Origin of the sequence: Streptomyces sp. CB03234 (genome assembly GCF_001905885.1) — a bacterium.
GTDB lineage: Bacteria > Actinomycetota > Actinomycetes > Streptomycetales > Streptomycetaceae > Streptomyces.
Window position 1 is genome coordinate 386289 of sequence record NZ_LIYH01000005.1, and the last position, 23944, is coordinate 410232.

A 23944-nucleotide genomic window follows, 5' to 3' on the forward strand; every position below is an offset into this window, starting at 1 on the left:
TCAAGATGCCGGACGTCGGCGAGGGGCTCACCGAGGCCGAGATCCTCAAGTGGTACGTCCAGCCCGGTGACACCGTCACGGACGGCCAGGTCGTCTGCGAGGTGGAGACGGCGAAGGCGGCGGTGGAGCTGCCGATCCCGTACGACGGGGTCGTGCACGAGCTGCGCTTCCCGGAGGGGACGACGGTCGACGTCGGCCAGGTGATCATCACGGTCGACGTCGCGACGGGCGCCGCCGCCCCGGAGAGCCCCGCGGCCCCGGCCGCCGAGCCGGCCGCCGTGCCGGCCGGTGGGGCCGCCGAGGGCGCCGAGCCGACGGGCCGCCAGCCGGTCCTGGTCGGCTACGGCGTCGCCGAGTCGTCCACGAAGCGCCGCCCGCGCAAGGGCGCCACGGCGCCGTCGGACCAAGCGGCCGCCCAGGCCGCCGTCCAGGGCGAACTGAACGGCCACGCGGGCCAGGCTGCCGCTGCCGCCCCGGCCCCAGCCGCCCCGGTCGCTCCGGCCCCCGCCGCTCCGGCCTCCGCCGCCACCCCGGCGGGAGTCCCCGGCACCCGGCCCCTCGCCAAGCCGCCCGTGCGGAAGCTGGCCAAGGACCTCGGGGTCGACCTGGCGACCGTGACGCCGACCGGACCGGACGGGATCATCACCCGTGAGGACGTGCACGCGGCGGTGTCCCTGGCCGCCGCCTCGGTCGCCGCGCCCGCCGCCGTACCCGTACAGCCGAAGCCGGCCGAGGCGCCGCGGCCTCCGCAGGAGCAGCCCGCGGCCGGCGTGCGCGAGACCCGTATCCCCATCAAGGGCGTCCGCAAGGCCACCGCCCAGGCGATGATCGGGTCGGCCTTCACCGCGCCGCACGTCACCGAGTTCGTCACGGTCGACGTCACGCGCACGATGAAGCTCGTCGAGGAGCTCAAGTCCGACAAGGACATGGCCGGGCTCCGGGTGAACCCGCTCCTGCTCGTCGCCAAGGCCCTGCTCGTGGCGATCAGGCGCAACCCGGAGATCAACGCCTCCTGGGACGAGGCCGCCCAGGAGATCGTGCTCAAGCACTACGTCAACCTGGGCATCGCGGCCGCCACGCCGCGCGGCCTGATCGTGCCGAACATCAAGGACGCGCACGACAAGACGCTGCCCGAACTGGCCGCCGCCCTCGGTGAGCTGGTGGCCACGGCCCGCGAGGGGAAGACGACCCCGGCGGCCATGCAGGGCGGCACGGTGACCATCACCAACGTGGGCGTCTTCGGCGTGGACACCGGTACGCCGATCCTCAACCCCGGCGAGTCCGCGATCCTGGCGGTCGGGGCGATCAAGCTCCAGCCGTGGGTCCACAAGGGCAAGGTGAAGCCCCGACAGGTGACCACCCTGGCCCTGTCGTTCGACCACCGGCTGGTCGACGGGGAGCTGGGCTCCAAGGTCCTCGCGGACGTCGCCGCGATCCTGGAGCAGCCCAAGCGGCTGATCACCTGGGCCTGAGCCCAGTGGACGGAAGGGCCCGGACGCGACGGCGCGTCCGGGCCCTTCACCATGTGCGTGCCGGTCAGTCGCGCTGGGCGCCCGCCGGGAGGGAGCGCAGCTCCATGGTCCTGGCCGTCGTGGAGCCGAAGCCGAAGTCCAGCAGCTTGGCGGCGTCGTTGAAACGGTCGGGGGCGTTCAGGACGACGCCCACGTAGGTCTGGGTGCCGCGGGTGGCCGCGAAGACCAGGCACGGGCCGGCGGCCGTACCGGTGCCGGTCTTGACGCCGACGGCACCGCTGTAGGAGCCGAGCAGCTTGTTGGTGTTGTACCAGGTGTACGTGCGCGTCGCGCCGGTGCTGGTGGTCGCCGCGGCCTTGTACGACGTCGCCTTGACGATGTCGCGGAAGACGGCGCTGCTGAAGGCGTGGCGGGCCATCTTCGCCAGCTCGGGCGGGGTCGTGTAGTTGTTGCCGGCCGCCGAGATGCCGTCGAACGAGTCGTACATCGTGTTCGTCAGGCCGAGCTGCTTCGCCTTGGCGTTCATCTTGCCGATGAACGACTTGGTGCGGGCGGCGGTGGTGGTGCCGGTGCCGAAGGTGTCGGCGAGGGCGTACGCGGCGTCGCTGCCGGACGGCAGCATCATCGCGGACAGCAGCTGGCGGACGGTCAGCTTGTCACCGGTGCGCAGGTCGGCGGTGCTGGCACCGTTGCGGGTGACGTAGTCGCGGTACTCCTGCTTGATGGTCACCTTGCGGTTGAGGTCCACGCCGGGTGTGGTGAGGACCACGATCGCGGTCGTGACCTTCGTCGTGCTGGCCATCTGGCGGCGCGTGGTGTTCGCCTTGCCGTAGATGGCCTTGCCGGTGGCCTGGTCCACCATGAAGCCGCCCTTGGCGCTGATGGACGGGATCGGCGTGGCCGCCGCGGCCGGTGCGGCGAGGGGGGAGGCGGTCAGCAGGAGGCCACCCGTGAGGACAACCGTGGCGGTGCGGCGCACGGCCGTGTTCATCGATATCAAAAGAAAACGCTCCGAGTTCGAGTCTCAAGTGCGTCGAAAACGCCTCAACCTGGCGGGCTGGAAAACCAGTGCCCATGAGGAGACCTCCGAACCGGCCCAAGGGATGTACAGGAATCCGGGATTCCTGAGGATCAGCGGTGTGTGTGACGCAGGACACGTGACGTGGGACACAGGAAGCTTCCGGGGGCTGTGAGTTCCGTCCTACATCCCCGTAGGCGGCCTCTGATGCACCCCTCTTGTATCTATGCTGTGTGCATGCCTTCCGCCCCTCCCGCAGCCGACCGTGTCTACACCCATGTCAAGCAAGCCGTCCTCGACCGCCGTTACCAGGGCGGGACGCTCCTCACCGAAGGGGAGCTCGCCGAGGCCGTCGGGGTGTCCCGTACGCCCGTACGCGAAGCGCTGCTCAAGCTGGAGATGGAAGGGCTGCTGAAGCTCTACCCCAAGAAGGGCGCCCTGGTCCTCGCCGTCTCCGCGCAGGAGATCGCCGACGTCGTCGAAACCCGGCTCCTCGTCGAGGAGTTCGCCGTACGCAAGGCGGTCCCCGCCCCGGCGCCCCTGCTGCAACGGCTCGAGGAGCTGCTGGACGAGCAGCGGCGGCACGCCGAGGACGGCGACCTGGCGGCCGTCGCCGTCACCGACCGGTCCTTCCACGCCGAGATCGTCCGCCACGCCGGCAACGAGATCCTCTCCCGCCTCTACGACCAGATGCGGGACCGGCAACTGCGCATGGGCGTCGCCGTGATGGAGGCCCACCCCGACCGCGTCGCCAAGAACATCGCCGAGCACGCCGAGATCCTCGACGCCCTCCGCGCCGGCGACGCCGAGGGCGCCGCCCGGTGCGTGCACCGCCACGTCAGCCGCGTGAAGGTCCTGGTCAGGGGTGAGGACAGGTGAGCCACGCCGCCCTCCCGTCCGATCCCCCCGGCGGCCGCCGCGCCGCCCTCGTCTGGGGCGTCGGCGTCTGCGTCTACCTCGTCGCCGTCATCTTCCGTACGTCCCTGGGCGTCGCCGGCCTCGACGCCGCCGACCGCTTCGACGTCAACGCCTCCGCCCTGTCCACCTTCTCCATACTCCAGCTGCTGGTCTACGCCGGCATGCAGATACCCGTCGGCCTGATGGTCGACCGGCTCGGCACCAAGAAGGTCCTCACCCTGGGTGTGGTGCTGTTCACGCTCGGCCAGCTCGGCTTCGCGCTCTCCCCCTCGTACGGCATGGCGCTGGCCTCCCGCGCGCTGCTCGGCTGCGGCGACGCGATGACGTTCATCTCCGTGCTGCGGCTCGGCACCCGCTGGTTCCCGGCCCGGCGCGGGCCACTGATCGCGCAGGTCGCGGGGCTCTTCGGAGTCGTCGGGAACCTCGTCTCGACGATCGTGATCGCGCGGACCCTGGACGGGCTCGGCTGGACGGCGACGTTCGCGGGCAGCTCGCTGGCCGGCGTGGTCGTCCTCGTGCTGCTGGTGCTGTTCCTGAAGGACCACCCCGAGGGGTACGAGCCGGAACCCGCGCCCCACGCGGGCGTGGCGTACGTCCGCCGCCAGATCGCCCAGTCCTGGCGCGAGCCCGGCACCCGGCTCGGCATGTGGGTGCACTTCACCACCCAGTTCCCGGCCATGGTGTTCCTGCTGCTGTGGGGACTGCCCTTCCTCGTCGAGGACCAGGGCCTGTCCCGGGGAGCGGCCGGCGACATGCTGACCCTGACGGTGCTCTCCAACATGGTCTTCGGCATGACCTACGGCCAGATCATCGCCCGGCACCACGGGGCCCGGGTGCCGCTCGCGCTCGGTACGGTCGCGGCCACCGCCGTCGTGTGGGCGGCCACCCTCGCCCACCCGGGCGACCACGCCCCGATGTGGCTGCTGGCCACCCTGTGCGTGGTCCTCGGCGCCTGCGGGCCCGCCTCGATGATCGGCTTCGACTTCGCCCGGCCGGCGAACCCGCCGGAGCGGCAGGGCACGGCGTCGGGCATCGTCAACATGGGCGGCTTCACCGCCTCCATCACCACCCTGCTCGCCGTCGGCGTGCTGCTGGACGCCACCGGCGACGACTACCGGATCGCCTTCTCGTCCGTCTTCCTGCTCCAGGCCCTGGGAGTCGCGCAGATCCTGCGCCTGAGGGCGCGCACGGCCCGGCGGGAACGGGACCGGCTGGTGGCGAGCCGGGTGGAGGCCGTGCACGTACCCGTGTGACGCTACGGGGTCACCGCCGACGCTACGGCGTCACCGCGAAGTTGCGGAGGATCGCGTCCGCCAGCTCCGTGTCACCCTCGACCTTGACCCGGTCGGCGACGGCCGCCGACCGCACCCGCCCGCAGGCGAGGCGTACGTACGTCTCCCAGTCCATCGCGATCGTCACGGCGGGGCCCAGCGAGGGCGCGCCGTCGACGGAGCCGCGGCCGGCGGCGTCGACCCGTACCGTCCGCAGGAACTCCACCGGGCCGTGGACGTCGAAGACGACCGCGCTGTTCGGCGGGGCACCCGCGTCCTTGGCGACCACCTTCGGCAGGACGGTCAGGAAGTTGTCGCGCGCGACGTACGCGCCGGGGGAGTCGAGGTTGCCCGGCATGCCCAGCGCGGTGCGCAGGTCCTGCTCGTGGCACCAGACGTCGAAGGCCCGCATCCGGTAGGCCAGTTCGAGGGACTGCTCGGCGCCCAGCGGCGCGCGGATCAGCGTGTCGGGGGAGCGGTTCTCGTTGCGCAGCTGGCGGGCGCGGCGGATGAGCGTGTACTCCAGCTCGGCGGTCATCTCCGGCCCGGTGTGGTGCCGGCGCACATCGACCTGCATCTCCATGTAGCGCGCGAAGTCACTGCGTACGTGGTAGAGGTCGCGCGGCAGCGAGTGGATGGGGCGCGGGTCGCCGAGCATCTCGCACTCCATGCCGATGATGTGCGACACGATGTCGCGCACCGACCAGCCGGGGCAGGGCGTGGCTCGATTCCACTCGCCCTCGACGAGTGGCTGCACCAGCTCGGATATCGCTTCGATGGAGTGGGTCCAGGCGTCGGCGTAGGGCTGGAGGCTGGGATGGACGGTCACGGGACCCCTCGGGCGGTTCGTACGCGGGCTGGGTGCTGTGGCAGCTAAGTTACGCTGCGATCAGGCACCCCGGCAGTGCTTTCGTGTGACGATCGTAGGCCCGTGTTGACGGCTCGAATGCCAGGACGGTGGTAGTGTGCGCGCCTCGCTGATCCAGATCGCAGTAGACCCGGACGAATCCCCCAATTCCCGTCGTGCTCGCGTCACTTCCCTGGTGGCCGGACAGCGTGGGGTGGCGGACCTGGTGATCCTCCCCGAGCTGTGGCCGGTGGGAGCCTTCGCGTACGAGTCGTTCGAGGCGGAGGCCGAGCCGCTGACCGGCCCGACGCACCAGGCGATGGCGAAGGCCGCCGCCGACGCGGGTGTCTGGCTGCACGCCGGCTCCATCGTGGAACGCGCCCCCGACGGCGCCCTGTACAACACCGCCCTGGTCTTCTCCCCGTCCGGCGACCTCGTCGCCTCGTACCGCAAGATCCACCGCTTCGGCTTCGACAAGGGCGAGGCCACGATGATGGCGGCCGGCGACGAGCTGGTCACCGTCCCGCTGCCCGGCCTCCCCCTGGGCGTCGCCACCTGCTACGACCTCCGCTTCCCGGAACTCTTCCGCGGCCTGGTCGACGCCGGCGCCCTCGCCTTCGCCATCCCGGCCGGCTGGCCCGCCCGCCGCCGCGACCACTGGACCCTGCTGGCCCGCGCCCGCGCGGTCGAGAACCAGGCCTACGTCCTCGCCTGCTCCACCGCCGGCAGCCACGCGGGCGTCCCCCAGGCCGGCCACAGCCTCGTCGTCGACCCCTGGGGCGAGGTCCTCGCGGAGGCGGGCGAGGCGGAGGAGACCCTCACGGTGGACCTCGACCCGGCCAAGGTCACCACCACCCGCACCCAATTCCCCGCCCTAAAGGACCGCGTCCTCGCCACCCCTCCACCCCGCCCCTGACCCCTCCCGGCCCCACCCCGGCCGGGCAACCGGCATCTCCACCCGGGGTCGGCCGCCGCCCGGCCCGCGCGCTCGTACGGCCGTCAGTCCTTCTCCGCCATCCGGACAACGCACACCGCCACCGCGATCAGCAGCGCCGCGTCCGCGTCCGCGTCCGCGCCCGCGTCCGCGTCCTCCCGTACGACGTCGACGGCGTACGTGTCACGGACCCGCAGCCACTTGCGCGAGATGCGCGCCAGCACCTCCCCGTCCCGCTCGACGCTGAACTCCCGGTCCAGGATCCGCCCGGTCACGTCCAGCTCCGGGCCCGCGGCCAAGGACACGCGGTAGTGGTTGCGCAGCAGCGACAGCCGCTTGCGGCGAACGGTGGCGAGGGTCTGCCCCTCCCGCTCGACGGTCATCGCCCCGCGCAGGCTGAACACCTTCGCCCGCAGCGTCACCAGCACCCGCCCCGCCGGGTCCTTCAGCTCGAGCGTGTCGCGCAGCCGCAGCGCCTTGCCGTCCACGAGAAAGGCGTGGCGGCCGTTCTCGTCCTCGATCCAGTAGTCGTCGCCGATGGCGAAGATCTTGTCGCGTACGAGGTATTTCATGAGGGATGCGTACCCGGCCGGGCCGACTTCGCCCGCTGTGGCTGCTGTTACGATCCGCCTACTTGCGGTGGGGGGCACGGCAAGGGGGGGGCTCCAACGGTTGCGTTCACCCTGTTGTCGACCGCTGCCCGCTCACCCCCTGCCCGGTTTCCTGGGGAGGGACTTTCGTGATCTGCCGTACCTTCATGTCCAGTCGTACGCTCGGACGTACGGCCCTGGGCGTCGCCCTCTCGGCGACGCTCATGGCGGGCATCGCACCACCGGCGGCCGCCGCCGATCCGGTGCTGCCGGGGAGCCTGGTCATCCCGGCGGAGCGGCGAGTGGACCCGGGGGCATCCCAGTTGGTCGGCGCGGGCACGGACGGGTTCCTCCGCCGTGCGTCCGGTGGCGGTCACGTCTGGACCTCGTACGCCGACGGTTCGGTGACCCCGGTCCCGTCCGGGCAGGAATCCGTGTACGGCACGGGAACCAACGTGGTGGCCTTCGTGACGTACGCCACGACGACCGGCACCAGGGTACGGCTGCGCGACATGGTCACCCGGGCCGAACAGACCGTGGTGATCCCCCGGGGCCAGTCGTTCGTGACGGCCATGGGAACAACCGTCGTGACCAGGGAGATGAACGGCTCCACCGTCGTCGCCTGGCACCTGCTGACGGCCGCGGACGGAGGGACGACGGACCGGGTCGTCACCGGGTTCCCCGCGGGCGCCAAGCTGCCCACCACCGCCTTCGCCTCGAACGGGCGCGGCGCGATCGTCACGTACACCCTCGACACCAAGCCCTACGTGGTGTGGATCGACCACTCGGGCGAAGCCCGCCCCACCCACCTGGAGGACCACAAGGCCGGTGCGGGCCGCGCCGTGCTGAGCGGGGACCGGTTCGCCTACTGGACCTCCGCCGGCAAGGTCGTCGTGTGGGACGTCGCCGACTTCACCCGGCCCCACACCACCCTGGACCTGGCGTACGACACGGCCGCCAGGCCCCTGGGCGTGGTCGGGGACAGCTTCCTGACCGCGACCGGCGGCACCGGCCAGACCAGCCCGGAGCCCGTCCACCAGATCTGGGCCACGCCGATGGACGGTGGCCCCCGGCAGCTCCTGCTCGACCGGGCGACCGCCGCCCCGCCGGCGGGCCCGGACGGCCGGATCCTGCTCGTACGGGCGGGGGAGGGCATGGAGCGCAGCGTCCACGCCCTGGAGCGCGGCGAGGACGGCGCCCTCCGGGCGGCGAAGGTGGCGGACATCCCGACCGTGCCCGAGGTCCCCCTCGTGGTGTCCGCGGCCCAGGGACAGCTGGCCACCTACGAGGCGCCGTACGGAGCGTCCGGCCAGGTGCGTTCCATCGACCTGTCGGCGGGCGTACCGCCGACCGCCGGCCCCCGCACCGACCGCGGCACCGGCCCGCGATTCACCGGGTGCAGCGGCACCGGTTGCGCGGAACTGCTGCCGACCGGCGACGGCCGGCTGGTGTACCGGTCGGTGTCGCCCGACCGCAGCGTCATCCACCTCGTCGGCCCCGGCGAGAGCGTTCCCGGCAAGGAGATCGTCCTCGGCAGGTCGATGGAGGGGAACGCCTCCTCCATGGAGGTGTCCGGCCGGTACGCCGCCTACTACAGCACCTCGTACGACTCCCCGGACGATCTGCGGCTCCAGGTGATGAACCTCGACACCGGCAAGCCCGCCCTCGACCGCCCCGGTGACCCGGGCGAGGCCTTCGCGCTCTGGGGAAGCACCCTCTGGGTCGAGGAAATGACGTCCGGCGTGGTCAAGGCCACGGACATCCGAACCGGCAAGCAGATCACGAGCGTGGACCTCGGCGACTGCGACCTGACCGACCTCCAGGCCGTGGGCACCCGCCTCTACTGGGCGTGCCACACGACACAGACCGCGGGCGTCTTCGACACGGCCACCAAGCGGAACCTCAAGGTGCCCTCGACCGGCGGCGACATGGCGGCCAGGCTCGCGGACGGGTATCTGGGGACGGTCGACGGGACCACCGTCAGCATGATCGACGTCCGCGGTACGTCGGCGTCCGGCCGGGTGGTCGGCCGGACCCACGGGATCCCCTACGCGGGCTACGGGTGGACCGTCGACCGGTTCGGCGGCCACCTGACGCGGGTGGGCGAGGACGGCGCCCTCCACGTCGTACCGGCCGGTGCGCCGGCCTCCGCGCTGTCCGTCATCGACACCGACGTACCGGGCCTGGGCAACGTCGCCACCGGCACGCGGAGCTGGACCGCCCGGTGGTGGCTGTCCAAGCCGGCCGCGTCCTGGCGGGTCACGCTGAAGAACCGGGCCACCGGCACGACGGTGCGCACCCTCACCGGTGGCCTGGCCCGGGGCCTCGTCACGGCCACCTGGGACGGTCGCAACGTGGCCGGGGAGCTCGTGCCCAACGGCGCCTACACCTGGACGGCCGAGGTGAGACCGGCGGACGGGCAGGGCGCGGCCCTCGTCCGCTCCGGGACGATGACGCTGACGGGCGGCACGGCGGTGCGCCGGGACCACGCGGGCAGCGCCGGAGCACCCGACGGCGTCGGTGACCTGCTCACGCTGAGCACCTCCGGCGCGCTGGCCTTCCGGCACGGCACCGGCACCGGCTCGCTCTCCGGGGCCACCACGGGCTCGGGCTGGTCGACCAGCGCCGTCGCGGTGCCCTTCGGCGGCCTGGACGGCGACCGCTGCAACGACGTACTGGTACGGCTGGGCGGCGAGCTGCGCGCCTACCGCCCGGGCTGCGGAAAGCCGCTCGTCCCCACCGTTCCGTACACCTCCCTGGGGACGGTGTGGGCCCAGTTCGACGTCCTGACCTCGCCCGGTGACCTCACCGGCGACGGCCGTGCGGACCTGGTGGCGCGCCAGTCGTCGACCGGGGACATGTACCTGTACGCCGACGACGGCGCCGGCAAGCTGAAGGCCCGGGGACGGATCGGCACCAACTGGAAGCCGTACCGGGCGGTCTTCGGGGCCGGCGACATCAACGGCGACGGCCTCGGCGACCTCCTGGCCGTCGACTCGGCGAACACCCTGTGGCGCTACGACGGCACCGCGTCCGGCACGGTCAAGCCGCGCGCCGCCGTGTTCGCCGCCAACTGGGCCACCGGCCGCAACGCGTTCGCCGGTGCCGGTGACATCACCGGCGACGGCAAGCCCGACCTCCTCTCCCGCAACGCCGCCGGTGACCTGTTGCGCAACTCCGGCAACGGCACGGGCTCGTTCGGGTCCACCACGAAGATCGGCACCGGCTGGCAGGGGTACAAGGGCCTGTTCTGATTCCGGGGCGCACCGGACGCCACCCCACGGGCGGAGGCGGGAGAGCGGCCCGTCCCGCCCGGGGAGGTGGCCCGTGCCGTACGGGCGTGACCGGCCGCTCACGACCGGATGGCACCCTTGAACCATGAACGATGCCGCTTCCGCGCCCCGGTCCGCCCGTGCCCGTGTCCGTGCCCCCGAGCTGATCGGCAAGGGGGGCTGGCTCAACACGGGAGGTGAGCAGCTCACCCTCGCCGGCCTTCGAGGGCGCATCGTCATTCTCGATTTCTGGACCTTCTGCTGCGTGAACTGCCTGCACGTCCTCGACGAGCTGCGCGAGCTGGAGGAGAAGCACCGGGACACCGTCGTCATGATCGGCGTCCACTCGCCGAAGTTCGTGCACGAGGCCGAGCACCAGGCCGTCGTCGACGCCGTCGAGCGGTACGAGGTCCACCACCCCGTCCTCGACGACCCCGAGCTCGCCACCTGGAAGCAGTACGCCGTACGGGCCTGGCCCACGCTCGTCGTCATCGACCCCGAGGGGTACGTCGTCGCCCAGCACGCCGGCGAGGGCCACGCCAAGGCCATCGAGACGCTCGTCGAGGAGCTGGAGGCCGAGCACGAGGCCAAGGGCACCCTGCGGCGCGGCGACGGGCCCTACGTACCGCCCGAGCCCGTCGCCACGCACCTCCGCTTCCCCGGCAAGGCGCTCCTGCTCGACAGCGGCAACCTGCTGGTGACGGACACCACCCGCCACCAGGTGGTGGAGCTGGCGGCGGACGGCGAGAGCGTCGTACGCCGGTACGGCACCGGCGAGCGCGGCCTCACCGACGGCAAGGCGGACGAGGCGCGGTTCAACGAGCCGCAGGGACTGTGCGCGCTGCCCGACGGCCGGATCGTGGTCGCCGACACCGTCAACCACGCGCTGCGGGTGCTGGACCTCGGCAGCGGTGAGGTCTCCACGCTCGCCGGGACCGGCGCCCAGTGGTGGCGGGGCTCCGCCACCGACGGGCCGGCCCGCGAGGTCGCCCTGTCGTCGCCGTGGGACGTCGCCTGGTGGCGCGGCGAGGTGTGGATCGCCATGGCGGGCGTCCACCAGCTGTGGGCGTACGACCCCGAGCAGGGGACGGTGCGCGTAGCGGCGGGCACGGCGAACGAGGGGCTCCTCGACGGGCCCGCCGACGAGGCCTGGTTCGCCCAGCCGTCCGGGCTCGCCGCCACCGACGAACGCCTCTGGGTCGCCGACTCCGAGACCAGCGCCCTGCGCTGGGTCGACCCCGAGGGCGCCGTCCACACCGCCGTCGGCACCGGCCTGTTCGACTTCGGCCACCGCGACGGCGAGGCCGGCCAGGCGCTGCTGCAGCACCCGCTGGGCGTCACCGCCCTGCCCGACGGGTCGGTCGCCGTCTCGGACACGTACAACCACGCCCTGCGCCGCTACGACCCGGTCACCAGTGAGGTCAGCACCCTCGCCACCGACCTGCGCGAGCCGAGCGACGCCGTGCTCGTCGGCGACGACATCGTGGTCGTCGAATCGGCCCGCCACCGGCTGACCCGGCTGCGGCTGCCCGAGGAGGCAGTCCAGGTGGACGCCGTGGCGCACCGTACGCAGCGCGAGGCGACCGAGATCGCGCCGGGCACGCTGAAGCTGGACGTCGTCTTCCGTGCACCGGCCGGCCAGAAGCTGGACGAGAGGTACGGGCCCTCCACCCGGCTCCTGGTGTCGTCCACGCCGCCCGAGCTGATCGCGTCCGGTGAGGGCACCGGGACGGACCTGTCCCGGGAGCTGGCCCTGAACCCGGCCGTCACGGAGGGCGTCCTGCACGTCTCCGCCATGGCCGCGTCCTGCGACGACGACCCGGCGAACGAGTACCCCGCCTGCCACGTCCACCAGCAGGACTGGGGCGTCCCGGTCAAGGTCACCGATGCGGGCGCGACCCGGCTCCCGCTGATCCTCGCGGGACTGGACACCGCGTAGGGATCAGTACGCCAGGCCCTGTGCCGGGGTGGGCGGCCTTCCCGCCGCCCCGTCCGGGCAGCCGGCCACCCACACCGCCGGGTTGTGGGTGGCCTTCCGGCCGCCCAGCCCCTCGGCCTCCATACGGGCGCAGCCGCCCTCCAGCAGGTCCCGCACCCGCTCGCCGGTCACGTCGTAGTGGCGGGTGCGGTTCCCCTGGAGGAAACCTGCCTCATAGGCGATGTCCGTGCCCCACGGGGCCGCTCGTCGTACGCGCCGATCGCGTAACCGCCCACGGCCACGACCAGCGCCACGGCCGCCCCGGCGACGCTCCAGAACACCCGCCGCCTCGGCCCTCGATGACGTACGAGAGCCGTCCGTTGTCCCAGCAGAACCATGCCGACACGGTGTCAGGCACGGCCTTCGCAGATGTTTCCGCCGGACCGCCGGTCCTAGTAGCGCCGTTCGTCCGTCGGGTCGACCACCGTCGGCGCCACCGGCGGCACAACCGCCCTACGGCGCCTGGCGATACTCGTGAACGTCGCGACACCGATGATGCCGACCGCCATGAGGATCAGCCCCACCAGGTCCAGATTGACGCCCTGTGCCTCCCAGTCGGTCGCGAAGGTGAGGATCGCCCCGACCGCTATGAGAATGATGCAGCCACCCAGGCCCATGATTCCCGCCTCCTCGTCTGCGTAGGTGTTGCGGGTACCCCGCCCCGCAACACCTACGCGGGGCGGGCTACTTCAGGAACGCGACGAGGGCATTGGCCAGCAGGTACGGGTCGTCGGCGCCGCACAGTTCACGGGCGCTGTGCATGGACAGGATCGCCACGCCGATGTCCACGGTCCGGATGCCGTGGCGGGCGGCGGTGATCGGGCCGATCGTCGTGCCGCACGGCATGTCGTTGTTCGACACGAACGTCTGCCACGGCACGCCCGCCTTCTCGCACGCCGCCGCGAAGACGGCCCGGCCGCTGCCGTCCGTCGCGTACCGCTGGTTGACGTTCACCTTCAGGATGGGCCCGCCGTTGGCGCGCGGGTGGTGCGTCGGGTCGTGGCGCTCGGCGTAGTTAGGGTGCACGGCGTGACCGGTGTCCGACGACAGGCACACCGTCCCGGCGAAGGCGCGCGCCCGGTCCTCGTAACCGCCGCCGCGCGCGAAGACGGACCGCTCCAGCACGCCGCCGAGGAGCGGCCCCTGGGCGCCGGTGTCGGACTCGGAGCCGTTCTCCTCGTGGTCGAAGGCGGCCAGTACGGGGATGAACTCCAGGTCCCCGGCGGCCGATACGGCGGCCAGGGCGGCCACGCCCGCGTGCACCGACAGCAGGTTGTCCATGCGCGGCCCGGCCAGCAGGTCCCGGTCCCGGCCCAGGTAGGCGGGCGCCTCGATGGCATGGACCATCAGGTCCCAGCCCGCCACGTCCCCGGCGGCCACCTCCGCCTCCTCGGCCACGAACCGGACCAGGTCGCCCTCGTGGACGTCGTCGCCCAGGCCCCAGATCGGCTGCATGTGCCTCTGACGGTCCAGCTTGAGGCCCTCGTTGACCTGCCGGTCCAGGTGGATCGCCAGCTGCGGTACGCGCAGCAGCGGCCGGTCGACGTTCACCAGCCGGTGGCTGCCGTCGCGCAGCGTCAGCCGGCCGGACAGGCCCAGATCGCGGTCCAGCCAGGTGTTGAGCAGGGTCCCGCCGTACGTCTCGACGGCGACCTGCCGCCAGCCGTGCGCGCCCATGTCGGGCTGCGGCTTGACCCGGAGGTTCGGCGAGTCGGTGTGGGCGCCGACGATCCGGAACGGGGTGTGGGGGGCGGCGCCCTCCGGCACGTACCAGGCGATGATCGCGCCGCCGCGGACGACGAACTTGCCGCCGCTCGTACCGTCCCACGCGGCGGTCTCGTCGAGCTTCTGGAAACCGGCCTTCTCCAGCCGTTCCCCGGCGTTCGCCACGGCGTGGTACGGCGTCGGGGACTCCGCCAGGAAGGTCATGAGGTCGTCGGTGTGGCCGCGGTCGAAGCGGGGGGATGAGCTGCTCATGCCCTCACTTTACGGGCGGGTCAGTTGAGCGGAGCCGTTGTGAAAGGCCCATTGTCAGTGGCGGCTGCGACTATCGGAGGACGTAGCGGGACAGCACTCCGCTGACTCGCCGGTCGCGACCGGAGGTGCACTGGTGACCACGATGACCACGCCCGTCTCGCCCGCCTCGCCCGTCTGTGCCGCATGCGAAACGCCCGGGGCGCGGTGGAGCGCCCCGCTCGGAATGCCGCTCTGCGCGGCCTGCACCACCGCCGCGACGGGCACCCCGGACCGCGACCCCGTGCGCCTCGGGGACATCCTGCCCGTGACCGCCGCGACGCTGCGCGCCTCGATACCCGCGCCGCGCCCGCCGCGCACCGGCTCGCTCATGACCTGCCGCCTGTGCGGCGCCGAGGCCCGGTGGCACCGCACGGTGCACGGCCGCTGGGTCGCGATCGAACCGGGCGAGCGCCCCACCGCGGGCGTCCCGCGCGGCGAGCGGTGGTACGTGGCGGGCGACGGCACGGCGGTCCAACTGCGCGGGGCGGCGCCGTCGGACACCTGCCGGGTTAGCCACTTCTCGGTGTGCGCGGGGCGCTGAGCGACGGCGGGTCCTGGGGCGGTCACCGGGGCGGCCGGTGACACCCCGGCGACCACCCCGGCGACTGCCCCGGCGACCGCCCCGGTCACCGGCCGCGCCCCGGTCACCGGCCCGGTCACCACCCTGGTGACCGCGGTGGCGGCCGGGTGAACGGCGGCGGCCCGCCTCCCGGGAACCTCCGGAGGCGGGCCGCCATGGACCGGTCGCGAACTGGGACTAGAACGCGGCCTCGTCCAGCTCCATGAGGGAGTTGTCCACGCCCTCGGCGATGGCGCGCTCGGTGGAGACGCCCGGCAGGACGTTCGCGGCGAAGAACTTCGCGGCCGCGATCTTGCCCTGGTAGAACGCCCGGTCCTTCACCGAGGCCGTCTCCAGCTTCTCGGCCGCGACAGCGGCACCGCGCAGCAGCAGGTAGCCGACGACCACGTCACCGGAGGCCATGAGGAGGCGGGTGGTGTTCAGACCGACCTTGTAGATGTTCTTGACGTCCTCGCCGGTCGCCGTGAGGTCCGTCAGCATCGTGCCGACGATGCCCTCCAGGTCCACGGCCGCCTTGGCGAGCGCGTCGCGCGCCGGGGCCAGCTCCTCGCCGCCGGTGCCGACCGCCAGGAACTTCTTGATCTCCTCGGAGAGGGCGTTCAGCGCAGCGCCCTGGTCGCGGACGATCTTCCGGAAGAAGAAGTCCTGGCCCTGGATCGCGGTCGTGCCCTCGTACAGGGTGTCGATCTTGGCGTCACGGATGTACTGCTCGATCGGGTACTCCTGCAGGTACCCGGAACCGCCGAAGGTCTGGAGCGACTGGGCGAGCTGCTCGTAGGACCGCTCGGAGCCGTAGCCCTTGACGATCGGGAGGAGCAGGTCGTTCAGGCCGATCAGCGCCTTGGCGTCCTCGCCGGCCGCTTCCTTGATCTGGATCTCGTCCTGGATCGCGGCGGTGTACATGACCAGGGCGCGCATGCCCTCGGCGTACGCCTTCTGCGTCATCAGCGAGCGGCGCACGTCCGGGTGGTGCGTGATGGTGACCTTCGGCGCGGTCTTGTCCATGAAGTTCGCCAGGTCGGGGCCCTGCACGCGCTCCTTGGCGTACTCCAGCGCGTTCAGGTAGCCCGTGGAGAGGGTGGCGATGGCCTTCGTACCGACCATCATGCGGGCGAACTCGATGATGCGGAACATCTGGCGGATGCCGTCGTGCTTGTCGCCGATCAGCCAGCCCTTGGCGGGGTGCTTGTCGCCGAAGGTCATCTCGCACGTGTTGGACGCCTTGAGGCCCATCTTGTGCTCGACGTTCGTCGCGTACACACCGTTGCGCTCGCCCAGCTCGCCGGTCTCCCAGTCGAAGTGGAACTTCGGCACGAGGAAGAGCGACAGGCCCTTGGTGCCCGGGCCGTGGCCCTCGGGGCGGGCCAGCACGTAGTGGAGGATGTTCTCCGACATGTCGTGCTCACCGGACGTGATGAAACGCTTCACGCCCTCGATGTGCCAGGAGCCGTCCTCCTGCTGCACGGCCTTGGTGCGTCCGGCACCGACGTCCGAGCCCGCGTCGGGCTCGGTCAGCACCATCGTCGAGCCCCACTGCTTCTCGACGGCGATCTCGGCGATCTTCTTCTGCGCCTCGTTGCCCTCCTCGAAGAGGATGCCGGCGAAGGCCGGGCCGGAGGAGTACATCCAGACCGCCGGGTTCGAGCCCAGGATCAGCTCCGCGTACGCCCAGATCAGCGAGCGCGGCGAGGTGGTGCCGCCGATCTCCTCGGGCAGGCCGAGGCGCCAGTACTCGGAGTCCATGAAGGCCTTGTAGGACTTCTTGAACGTCTCCGGTATCGGCGCGGTGTTCGTCTCCGGGTCGAAGACCGGCGGGTTGCGGTCGGCGTCCGCGAACGACTCGGCGAAGTCGTTCTCGGCGAGACGGCACAGCTCGTCGAGGACGCTCTTCGCGGTCTCGACGTCCATCTCCTCGAACGGACCGGTGCCGTAGACCTTGTCGCGTCCGAGGACCTCGAAGAGGTTGAACTCGATGTCGCGGAGATTCGACTTGTAGTGCCCCATGGCGACGGCTCCGTAAGGCTCGGGGAGGCGGAATCCTCGTACACGTACCAGCAAGTAGCTACGATGATGCTACCCGCCGGTAATAAGAGCAACCCTTTCGGCCGATCTGTGACGCGTTACGCCCCGGACCAGTCACCTCCACCCCGCCAGGGCGCGCCCTGGCGGGCGGGCGCCTCCTTCAGCAGGGCGAGCAGCATCACGGTGAGCGGCGCTCGTCCGAGGGCCTCACCGGCCGGCCGCCTCACGCAGCGCGGCGGTGAGGGTACGGGCAGTGGCGATGTCGCAGTTGCCGAGGATGACGAGAGGCGGGGTGCCGAAGTCGCGGCCGAGGGAGGGAAGCGTGATCCCGTGTGCGGCGAGCGCGGTGCGGAGGCCCCGGAGGGTGGCCTGGGCTACCTGAGCAAAGCGATGTGGCGTAAGAGCAGCTACAGCAACGGCGACGGAGGTCACTGCGTCGAAGTCGCCGGCAACCTCCCCGGCGTCGTCCCCGTTCGTGACTCCAAGGTCCCGCACGGGCCCGCGCTCGTCGTCCGTGCCCGCGCGTGGGCGCCGTTCGTGGAGGCCGTGAAGGCGGGGCGGCTCGCGGGCTGAACGTTTCAGTCCGGGGCGTCCCAGCCCTGCGCGGCGGCGTAGGCGTCGCCGTGCTCGGCGGACCAGCGGCCGAGTGCCGTGATGGGTTGGCAGCAGGGTGACGCCCAGGTCGGTGAGGGCGTACTCGACGCGCGGCGGCGACTCGGCGTGCACGCGCCGGGTGACCAGGGCGTGGCCCTCCAGGCGGCGGAGCGTCTCGGTGAGCACCTTCGCGCTGATGCCACCGATCGCGGCGCGCAGCTCGCGCGGGCGGCACGGGCCGTCGGCGAGGGCGTAGATGACCACGGCGTTCCAGGTGTTGGCCAGCAGGTCGAAACCGAGACGCGCCCGGCAGTCCGCGAGGATCCGATCTTTCATGAAACGCCCTCCCTATCACGGCCGTTGGGCACCATTCGGTACGCGACCAGCCGCTTAGCGTCGTCGACGAAGACGTCCACGTCCACGTCCACGTCCACGTCCACGTCAGCGTACGAAGGAGCGGCCATGCGCATCGGAATCCTCGGGAACGGCAACATGGCGGAGGCCCTCGGCACCCACTGGGTGCGCGCCGGGCACCGCGTACGGATCGGTGGCCGCACGCCCGGGAAGGCGGCGGAGCTGGCCGGCCGCATCGGAGCCGAGGGCGGGGGTACGGTCGCGGACGTCGCGGGTTTCGGCGACGCCACGCTGCTCGCCGTGCCGTACGACAGCGCGCTCGCCGTACTGAAGGGGACGGGGGGCGCCCTCGCGGGGCGCGTGCTCATCGACTGTACGAACCCCATCGGGCCGGGCTTCACGCTCACCACCGGGGGCGGTCCCTCCGCCGCCGAGCGGATCGCCGAGGCGTCCGGCGCCCGCGTGGTGAAGGCGTTCAACCACTGCGCGGACGCGGTATGGCGTACCGCCCCGCCCACGGTGCCGCTGTGCGGCGACGACGAGGCGGCCCTGGAGACGGTACGCACGCTGGTACGGGACGTCGGCGGCGAACCGCTCGTCGTGGGCGACCTCGGGCGCGCCCGGCTGCTCGAGGCGACGACCGCGTTCCTCATCGGCCTGTGGCTGACCGGCCACGACCCGCGCACCCTGCTCCCGACGCTGGACGCGATGCGCTGATCACCGTCCCCGGGGTGGGCCGTCTGGTCACGGTCACCGTTCCGGGCCGCCCTCCCTTCCGAGAGTCGCGGGCTCCGGCGCCCTGTCAAGGGCGCTTCGCGTCGGCTTCGCCGATGGGCTTCGCCCACCCTTGACAGGCCGCCTCCACTCGCGCGTTTTCTCTCGGAGGGCGGCCCCGGGGAGCAGGCATCCCGGGGGGCGCACCACTGTGCCGGGGTTCGTTGCCGAGGCGACCGGGCCGGGGCAGGCGCGACAGTGGAATGGGGCGGTGACGGCTCGGCTAAGCGACTGGCGGCCGTCTTCGGGTTGCGGCACAAGACCTCGCTCCGGTGAGTGGTGGGTGCGCCCCAGTGCAATGGGGCTTCTGGGGTCGGCTCGGCGACTGCGGCCGGGTGAGGGGCCGGGGTTAAGGCAGGTGGCTGAGGTGGGTGCGGGGCTGGGCCAGGGTGTTGCCCTGTCCGGCCGGGGGCACGGCGGGGGCGTCGGGCCACGGGACGGTGAAGCGCCCGGCCCGGTCGGGCCTTCGGCTCGGGCCCGGGCCCACGGCCTCCCGGCGACTCGGGTGCGGCCGGGGCACGCCCCGCTGCTCCCCTGCCGGGACAGCCCGGGAAGGGGCGGCCCTCCAGTCACAGCCGTATCGGCCCCCTGGGGTTGTGGGCGGGATCGGACACCCCTGCCCGGATGCGCTTGGCCGGGAGGTGTCCTACACCGCCCGCAACTCCCCGGCTGTGGTGCAGGTGTGACGGTGGGGGCGAGTGGGGCGACGTGGTGAGGCAGGCGGGGCCAGAGGGACGGATCCGGACACCGGGTGCCCCGCAGGGTCCGCCTGGAGGCGTGGCCTTCCCGGCCCGGCTGATGCTCTACGGGACCCGCTGGCGGTCCCGCGGGCCCAGGACACCCCAGCCGACACCACAGGACGACCCCCCTGCCCTCTCCAGTCACAGCCGTGTCGCCTCGCCGGAGTTGTGGGCGGCATGGGACACCCACAGCCCCCGACACCACGGCGGGGAGGTGTCCCACACCGCCCACAACTCCCCCATCCCGGTGCTGCTGTGACCAAGGAGACGGGTGGGGCCTCCCTGTGGGGCAGGCGGGGCCGGTGAGGTGCCCGGGAGCCGACCGGCCGGGTGCCGCTGGGGCGAAGCAACACCCAGGCCCAGCCCCGCACCCACCCCAGCCACCTGCCTGAACCCCGGCACATCACCCACCCGCAGCCGCCGGACCGACCCCGGCAGCCCCATGCCACTGCCGCGCACCCACCACCGGCAGGAGCGAGGTCCTGTACCGCAACCGGAAGACGGCCGCTCGCCGCTTAGCCGAGCCGCGCCGCCCCATTCCTCTGCCGCGCCTGCCCCGGCACCCGCCTCCCGGCCACGAACGGCACCGGCAAAGGCGGGCCCCTCCTGGGCCCGTTCCCCCGGGGCCGCCCTCCGAGTGGGAAAAGGCGGGCGGAGGCGGCCGGTCAAGGGTGGGCGAAGCCCATCGCGAAGCGACGCGACCGAAGGGAGCGCCCTTGACGGGACGCCGGAGCCCGCCACACTCGGAGAGAGGGTGGCCCGCACGGTCATCGTGGGCGGGGCGTCTGCCTCGGGGGCGGTGGCCCGCACGGTCATCGTGGGCGGGGCGTCTGCCTCGGGGGCGGTGGCCCGCACGGTCATCGTGGGCGGGGCGTCTGCCTCGGGGGCGGTGGCCCGCACGGTCATCGTGGGCGGGGCGTCTGCCTCGGGGGCGGTGGCCCGCACGGTCATCGTGGGCTGGGCGTCCGCCTCGGGGGCGGTGGCCCGCACGGTCATCGTGGGCTGGGCGTCCGCCTCGGGGGCGGTGGCCCGCACGGTCATCGTGGGCTGGGCGTCCGCCTCGGGGGCGGTGGCCCGCACGGTCACCGTGAGCAGGGCATCCAGCCCGAGAGCGGCGCCCCACACGCCCACCATGGGCAAGGCGTCCAGCCCGAGGGCGGTGGCCCGCACGGTCACCGTGGGCGGGGCGCCCACCCCGAGGGCGCGCCCCGCACGGTCGCCATGAGCGGACCGGCCACCTCCGGGGCGTAAGCGGGCCCGTACCCGGGAGCCTGGGCGGCTGTGGGGCTCCGGGGTGGGGGTGGGGCTCGGTAGGCTTACGGGCATGTACGGGTACGAGCAGAACCAGGGCGCCTACGCCCCGCCCCAGCAGGGGTACGCGCAGCAGCCGCCGCTGTACCCCGAGCCGTCGCCGCCCTCGCTCGCGGATGCCGTGCGGGCGTTCACCACCGGGTCGCTGTCGGCCGAGGACTTCCAGCAGATCTTCGCGACCTCGAAGGTCTACTGCCCGCGCGGTGACAACCCCGGCTTCCTCGCGCTGCACAACACTCAGCAGCCGGTCATCCCGATGTTCACGTCGCTCAAGGAACTGCGCCGGTACGCGGGCAAGGAGTCCAAGTACTTCGTGATCACCGGCGCCGAGGTGATCGACCTGCTGCCCACCGGGTACGGCTTCGTCCTGGACATGGAGGGCGACCACCGGATGGTGTTCGACGCCAAGGCCGTGGAGCAGATGGTCGACTTCGCCATGCGGCGGATGTACGGCTGAGCCGCCCGAGCCGACCGTAATCACCGAACCGGGCGGCGGTGGCGTCGTCGCCTTCGCCGGGCAGAAGCGGTTCAAGCTCAAGGAGCAGATCACGCTCTGGACCGGCGAGGACCGCTCCGAGGTGCTCGGCGGCTTCAAGGCGCGGCAGGTCGTCGACCTGGGGGCCACGTATGACGTGACGGGGCCGGACGGCGCCTCCATAGGGACGTTCCGCGAGGACGCCAAGGCCTCGCTGCTCCCGTCCACCTGGCATCTGACCCAGGGCGCCGAGGGCGAGCAGCCGGCGGTGAAGGGGACCGAGCGCAGCGCTTGGGGATCGCGCTGGCCCGCCGGGGCTGGGAGGCGGTCGACGCGGTGCTGCCGTTCCCGCTCCCGGTGCCGTTCGTCTACCACTTCGACCGCTGACGCGCCGCCGACGGCCCGCTGACCGGCCGGGGCGGCGCCCCAAGTGGGGGGAGCGGGAACGGAAGGTCGGCGGGTACCGCCGCCTCCGGGGCGTCGGTGATCCTTGTGCGCATGGTGCTCTTGTTCGAATTCGCCCTGCATTCGCTGATGGACCTGGCTCTGCGGCTGTTCGGCAGGACCTTCGACGCGTCGGTCTCCGCCCGCCGGATCGCGTCCTTCCGGCGCGGCAAGGGAGCGGTGCTGCGCTGCCGTTACCGGATGCGCGCCGAGGGCCCGGCCGCCGCCATGTGCCGGGGGAAGCTCACGCTGACGCGGGCGGGTGCCGTGCTGGACCGTACCGGGGGCGCGAAGAGGCTCCGGCTGACCTCCCCGGGAAACGTCGCGACCGGTGGCGGCAGGGGCGGCACCGTCATCGTCTGCGAGGCGGCGGGCGCGGGGGCGGTCGAGCTGCTCGTACAGACGTGGGACCCGGCGCTGGTGAAGCTGGTCACCGACACCATGGCGGCACGCGTCTGAATCAACTCCTCCGGTTCGATTGATATGTTGATCGCTCGCAAGGGGGGCGTGATGATCCGCGTATTGGTGGTCGACGACGAGGTTCTGCTGCGTTCGTGCATGCAGCGCATCCTGGAGAGCGAGCCCGACATCGAGGTTCCCGCCGCCTGTGACGGGCGGGGCGCCGTCGAGGCCGTGGAGAGGCACCGGCCCGACGTGGTGCTGCTGGACCTGCGCATGCCGGACGTCGACGGGCTGTCCGTACTGGCCGCGCTCCAGGCGCGTTCCGTGCGTCCCGCGGTCGCCGTCCTGACGACCTTCTCAGCCGACGAGGACATCGCGGCCGCGCTGGGCGCCGGGGCGTCGGGCTTCCTGCTCAAGGACGCCACTCCGCGGGAACTGGCCGACGCGGTACGGGTGTTGGCGTCCGGCGGCACCGTGCTGTCGTCGACGGCGGCCCGGGTCGTGGTCGACGGATACCTCAGCGGTGGTCGTACGCGGCCGGCGCCGAGGGACCCGCGCCTGGACAGTCTCACCGAGCGGGAGCGCCAGGTGCTGGAGCTGGTGGCCGAGGGGCTCACCAACGCCGACATCGGGCGCAGGCTGCTGATGAGCGCGTCCACGACCAAGGAACACGTCAGCGCGATCCTGTCCAAGCTGGGCCTGGCCAATCGAGTTCAGGCGGCGGTGCTGGCGCACAGCATCGCGGCCGGGGTGCCCGCGTCTTCCCGTACCACCTCGTCCGGTACCACCTCTTCCCGTACCACCTCGTCCCGCCCGCCGCTCGCGTTGGCGGCGGCGTCTCACTGACGGCGGGTGGCGAGAGCGGCAGTACGGCACGTACGAGAAAGCCGCCGTCGTCCGTGGGCCCGGCGTCGAGGCGGCCACCGGCCAGGGCGGTGCGCTCCTTCAGGCCCCGCAGGCCGAACCCGCCGGAGGGGCCGGGTGGCGGCGGGGCGGTGGCGGGACCGTTGCGTACCTCGATGACGAGGGTGTCGCGGCGGTCGGGTGACGGACCCACCGAGACGGTGACCGGGGCGCCGGGGGCGTGCTTGCGTACGTTGGTGAGGGCTTCCTGCACGGTGCGGTAGGCGGCACGCTCGACGGCGGCCGCGCAGGGGTGGCCCCCGTCCGGCAGGGTCAGGCTCAGGGTGGCGTCGAGCCGGCTCTCCTCGACCAGGGCGGGCAGGTTGTCCAGGCGGGCGTGGCCCGCCTCCTCCTCGTCCGGGCCGCGCAGTACGCCGACGACGTCGCGCAGTTCCCGCATCGCGTCGGCGCCGTGGCGGCGGATCGTCTCGGCGTCCTCCCGGACGGTGTCGTCGGGGGCGGTGGCCCACAGGGCTCCGGCCTGGGCGGTGATGATGCCCAGGTGGTACGAGACGGTGTCGTGCATCTCCCGTGCCATGCGGGCCCGCTCCCGCGCCACGGCCTGTTCGGCCTCCAGCCGGCGCCCGCGTGCCTGGCTCTCGGTCAGCTCGGCCAGGCGGGAGCGCAGCTCGGAGCGGGTGCGGGCGAGCAGGCCCAGGCCGGTGGGCCCGATGCTGAACATCAGGGCGATCTGGACGGTGATCAGGTGGTCGGTCCAGGTCAGGGCGGGTTCCGCGACCAGTCCCCACTGCATGGACGACGCGAACACCGCCGCCGCGCAGCCGATGACGGCGGGGCGGCGGACCGGGTGGCGGGGCAGCTCGGCCGCCACGGTGAACATGGCGATCATGGGCGCCAGCCACAGGTGGCCGGTGGCCATGGACGGCAGGGTGGCGAGCAGGACCGGCACGGGGAACCGGCGGCGCAGGACGAGCCCGAGCAGGGCCGGCGGGCAGACGGCGGCGGACTCGATGTCGAGGGCGCCGACCAGTGTGAACAGTTCCAGCGAGGCGGCCGCCGCGATCGCCC

Annotated in this window: 21 protein-coding genes and 2 pseudogenes; 13 read left to right on the top strand and 10 right to left on the bottom strand. The window is 72.4% G+C overall.

Going from position 1 to position 23944, the window contains the following annotated elements:
• Nucleotides 1-5 precede the first annotated feature (5 nt).
• Nucleotides 6-1472 carry a dihydrolipoamide acetyltransferase family protein gene (locus AMK26_RS23125; RefSeq protein ID WP_073757067.1) on the top strand — a complete coding sequence of 489 codons (1467 nt, stop codon included), beginning with the start codon at nucleotides 6-8 and terminating at the stop codon, nucleotides 1470-1472.
• Nucleotides 1473-1536: 64 nt separating this feature from the next.
• Here the strand turns inward: AMK26_RS23125 and AMK26_RS23130 are convergent, their stop codons facing one another.
• Entirely contained in the window at nucleotides 1537-2463 is a 927-nt protein-coding gene (locus AMK26_RS23130) for a D-alanyl-D-alanine carboxypeptidase family protein (RefSeq protein WP_073756632.1), read from the bottom strand.
• Nucleotides 2464-2697: 234 nt separating this feature from the next.
• Here AMK26_RS23130 and AMK26_RS23135 point away from each other — a divergent pair, with 234 nt between their 5' ends.
• Complete coding sequence (locus AMK26_RS23135) at nucleotides 2698-3369, top strand: GntR family transcriptional regulator (RefSeq protein ID WP_079277763.1); 672 nt, start codon at nucleotides 2698-2700, stop codon at nucleotides 3367-3369.
• Nucleotides 3366-4661, top strand: coding sequence for an MFS transporter (locus AMK26_RS23140; RefSeq protein ID WP_073756634.1), 1296 nt, complete (start codon nucleotides 3366-3368; stop codon nucleotides 4659-4661). The genes AMK26_RS23135 and AMK26_RS23140 overlap by 4 nt, the downstream gene beginning before the upstream one ends.
• A 22-nt stretch (nucleotides 4662-4683) precedes the next feature.
• On the opposite strand, the gene AMK26_RS23145 is transcribed toward AMK26_RS23140, so the two are convergent.
• Nucleotides 4684-5508: a maleylpyruvate isomerase family mycothiol-dependent enzyme gene (locus tag AMK26_RS23145; protein WP_073756635.1), complete on the bottom strand. Its 825-nt coding sequence runs from the start codon at nucleotides 5506-5508 to the stop codon at nucleotides 4684-4686.
• Between the two features lie 136 nt (nucleotides 5509-5644).
• Between AMK26_RS23145 and AMK26_RS23150 the strand changes: the two genes are divergently transcribed.
• On the top strand, nucleotides 5645-6442 hold the full coding sequence (locus tag AMK26_RS23150; RefSeq protein WP_073756636.1) for a carbon-nitrogen family hydrolase: 798 nt from the start codon (nucleotides 5645-5647) through the stop codon (nucleotides 6440-6442).
• Nucleotides 6443-6525: 83 nt separating this feature from the next.
• Here AMK26_RS23150 and AMK26_RS23155 read toward each other — a convergent pair whose 3' ends face one another.
• Nucleotides 6526-7032, bottom strand: coding sequence for an LURP-one-related/scramblase family protein (locus AMK26_RS23155; protein WP_073756637.1), 507 nt, complete (start codon nucleotides 7030-7032; stop codon nucleotides 6526-6528).
• A 185-nt stretch (nucleotides 7033-7217) separates the two neighbouring features.
• Here AMK26_RS23155 and AMK26_RS23160 point away from each other — a divergent pair, with 185 nt between their 5' ends.
• Nucleotides 7218-10304: an FG-GAP-like repeat-containing protein gene (locus AMK26_RS23160; protein WP_073757068.1), complete on the top strand. Its 3087-nt coding sequence runs from the start codon at nucleotides 7218-7220 to the stop codon at nucleotides 10302-10304.
• A gap of 124 nt (nucleotides 10305-10428) precedes the next feature.
• Nucleotides 10429-12261 (top strand): NHL domain-containing thioredoxin family protein, encoded by a 1833-nt coding sequence (locus AMK26_RS23165; protein ID WP_073756638.1) that lies wholly within the window; start codon nucleotides 10429-10431, stop codon nucleotides 12259-12261.
• 3 nt (nucleotides 12262-12264) lie between these two features.
• Here the strand turns inward: AMK26_RS23165 and AMK26_RS37065 are convergent, their stop codons facing one another.
• From AMK26_RS37065 to AMK26_RS23175, 3 genes are all read right to left on the bottom strand, one after another.
• Nucleotides 12265-12432 (bottom strand): hypothetical protein, encoded by a 168-nt coding sequence (locus AMK26_RS37065; protein ID WP_158071142.1) that lies wholly within the window; start codon nucleotides 12430-12432, stop codon nucleotides 12265-12267.
• 260 nt (nucleotides 12433-12692) lie between these two features.
• On the bottom strand, nucleotides 12693-12917 hold the full coding sequence (locus AMK26_RS23170; protein WP_073756639.1) for a DUF6458 family protein: 225 nt from the start codon (nucleotides 12915-12917) through the stop codon (nucleotides 12693-12695).
• A 67-nt stretch (nucleotides 12918-12984) separates the two neighbouring features.
• Nucleotides 12985-14277 carry a M18 family aminopeptidase gene (locus AMK26_RS23175; protein WP_073756640.1) on the bottom strand — a complete coding sequence of 431 codons (1293 nt, stop codon included), beginning with the start codon at nucleotides 14275-14277 and terminating at the stop codon, nucleotides 12985-12987.
• A 142-nt stretch (nucleotides 14278-14419) separates the two neighbouring features.
• Here AMK26_RS23175 and AMK26_RS23180 point away from each other — a divergent pair, with 142 nt between their 5' ends.
• A complete protein-coding gene (locus AMK26_RS23180) occupies nucleotides 14420-14857 on the top strand; it encodes a DUF6083 domain-containing protein (RefSeq protein ID WP_241838061.1) in 438 nt (145 codons plus the stop codon).
• Nucleotides 14858-15073: 216 nt separating this feature from the next.
• Here the strand turns inward: AMK26_RS23180 and AMK26_RS23185 are convergent, their stop codons facing one another.
• Complete coding sequence (locus tag AMK26_RS23185; protein ID WP_073756642.1) at nucleotides 15074-16900, bottom strand: acyl-CoA dehydrogenase; 1827 nt, start codon at nucleotides 16898-16900, stop codon at nucleotides 15074-15076.
• Between the two features lie 408 nt (nucleotides 16901-17308).
• On the opposite strand from AMK26_RS23185, the gene AMK26_RS23190 reads away from it, so the two are divergent.
• The gene (locus AMK26_RS23190; RefSeq protein ID WP_073757069.1) at nucleotides 17309-17491 is read left to right on the top strand and encodes a DUF397 domain-containing protein; all 183 of its coding nucleotides are present in this window, start codon (nucleotides 17309-17311) and stop codon (nucleotides 17489-17491) included.
• A gap of 5 nt (nucleotides 17492-17496) precedes the next feature.
• Here AMK26_RS23190 and AMK26_RS23195 read toward each other — a convergent pair.
• Both AMK26_RS23195 and AMK26_RS38410 read right to left on the bottom strand, forming a co-directional pair.
• A pseudogene (locus tag AMK26_RS23195) lies at nucleotides 17497-17848 on the bottom strand (winged helix-turn-helix transcriptional regulator).
• Nucleotides 17845-17976 carry a hypothetical protein gene (locus AMK26_RS38410; protein WP_274536125.1) on the bottom strand — a complete coding sequence of 44 codons (132 nt, stop codon included), beginning with the start codon at nucleotides 17974-17976 and terminating at the stop codon, nucleotides 17845-17847. Before AMK26_RS38410 ends, AMK26_RS23195 begins: the two are co-directional and overlap by 4 nt.
• Here AMK26_RS38410 and AMK26_RS23200 point away from each other — a divergent pair.
• The 5 genes from AMK26_RS23200 (at nucleotide 17975) to AMK26_RS23220 (ending at nucleotide 22858) form a co-directional block, all read left to right on the top strand.
• The gene (locus tag AMK26_RS23200; RefSeq protein ID WP_073756643.1) at nucleotides 17975-18583 is read left to right on the top strand and encodes an NADPH-dependent F420 reductase; all 609 of its coding nucleotides are present in this window, start codon (nucleotides 17975-17977) and stop codon (nucleotides 18581-18583) included. The genes AMK26_RS38410 and AMK26_RS23200 overlap by 2 nt on opposite strands.
• A gap of 1551 nt (nucleotides 18584-20134) precedes the next feature.
• Nucleotides 20135-20605, top strand: a complete 471-nt coding sequence (locus AMK26_RS23205; protein WP_073756644.1) for a hypothetical protein — start codon at nucleotides 20135-20137, stop codon at nucleotides 20603-20605.
• Nucleotides 20606-20704: 99 nt separating this feature from the next.
• Nucleotides 20705-21148 (top strand): SseB family protein, encoded by a 444-nt coding sequence (locus tag AMK26_RS23210; protein WP_073756645.1) that lies wholly within the window; start codon nucleotides 20705-20707, stop codon nucleotides 21146-21148.
• A gap of 516 nt (nucleotides 21149-21664) precedes the next feature.
• Nucleotides 21665-22069, top strand: a complete 405-nt coding sequence (locus AMK26_RS23215) for a hypothetical protein (RefSeq protein WP_143608609.1) — start codon at nucleotides 21665-21667, stop codon at nucleotides 22067-22069.
• Between the two features lie 51 nt (nucleotides 22070-22120).
• The gene (locus AMK26_RS23220) at nucleotides 22121-22858 is read left to right on the top strand and encodes a response regulator (RefSeq protein ID WP_079277765.1); all 738 of its coding nucleotides are present in this window, start codon (nucleotides 22121-22123) and stop codon (nucleotides 22856-22858) included.
• 70 nt (nucleotides 22859-22928) lie between these two features.
• Here AMK26_RS23220 and AMK26_RS38590 read toward each other — a convergent pair.
• Nucleotides 22929-23795, bottom strand: a pseudogene (locus AMK26_RS38590) (sensor histidine kinase); the annotation flags it as partial.
• Nucleotides 23796-23944: the final 149 nt, after the last annotated feature.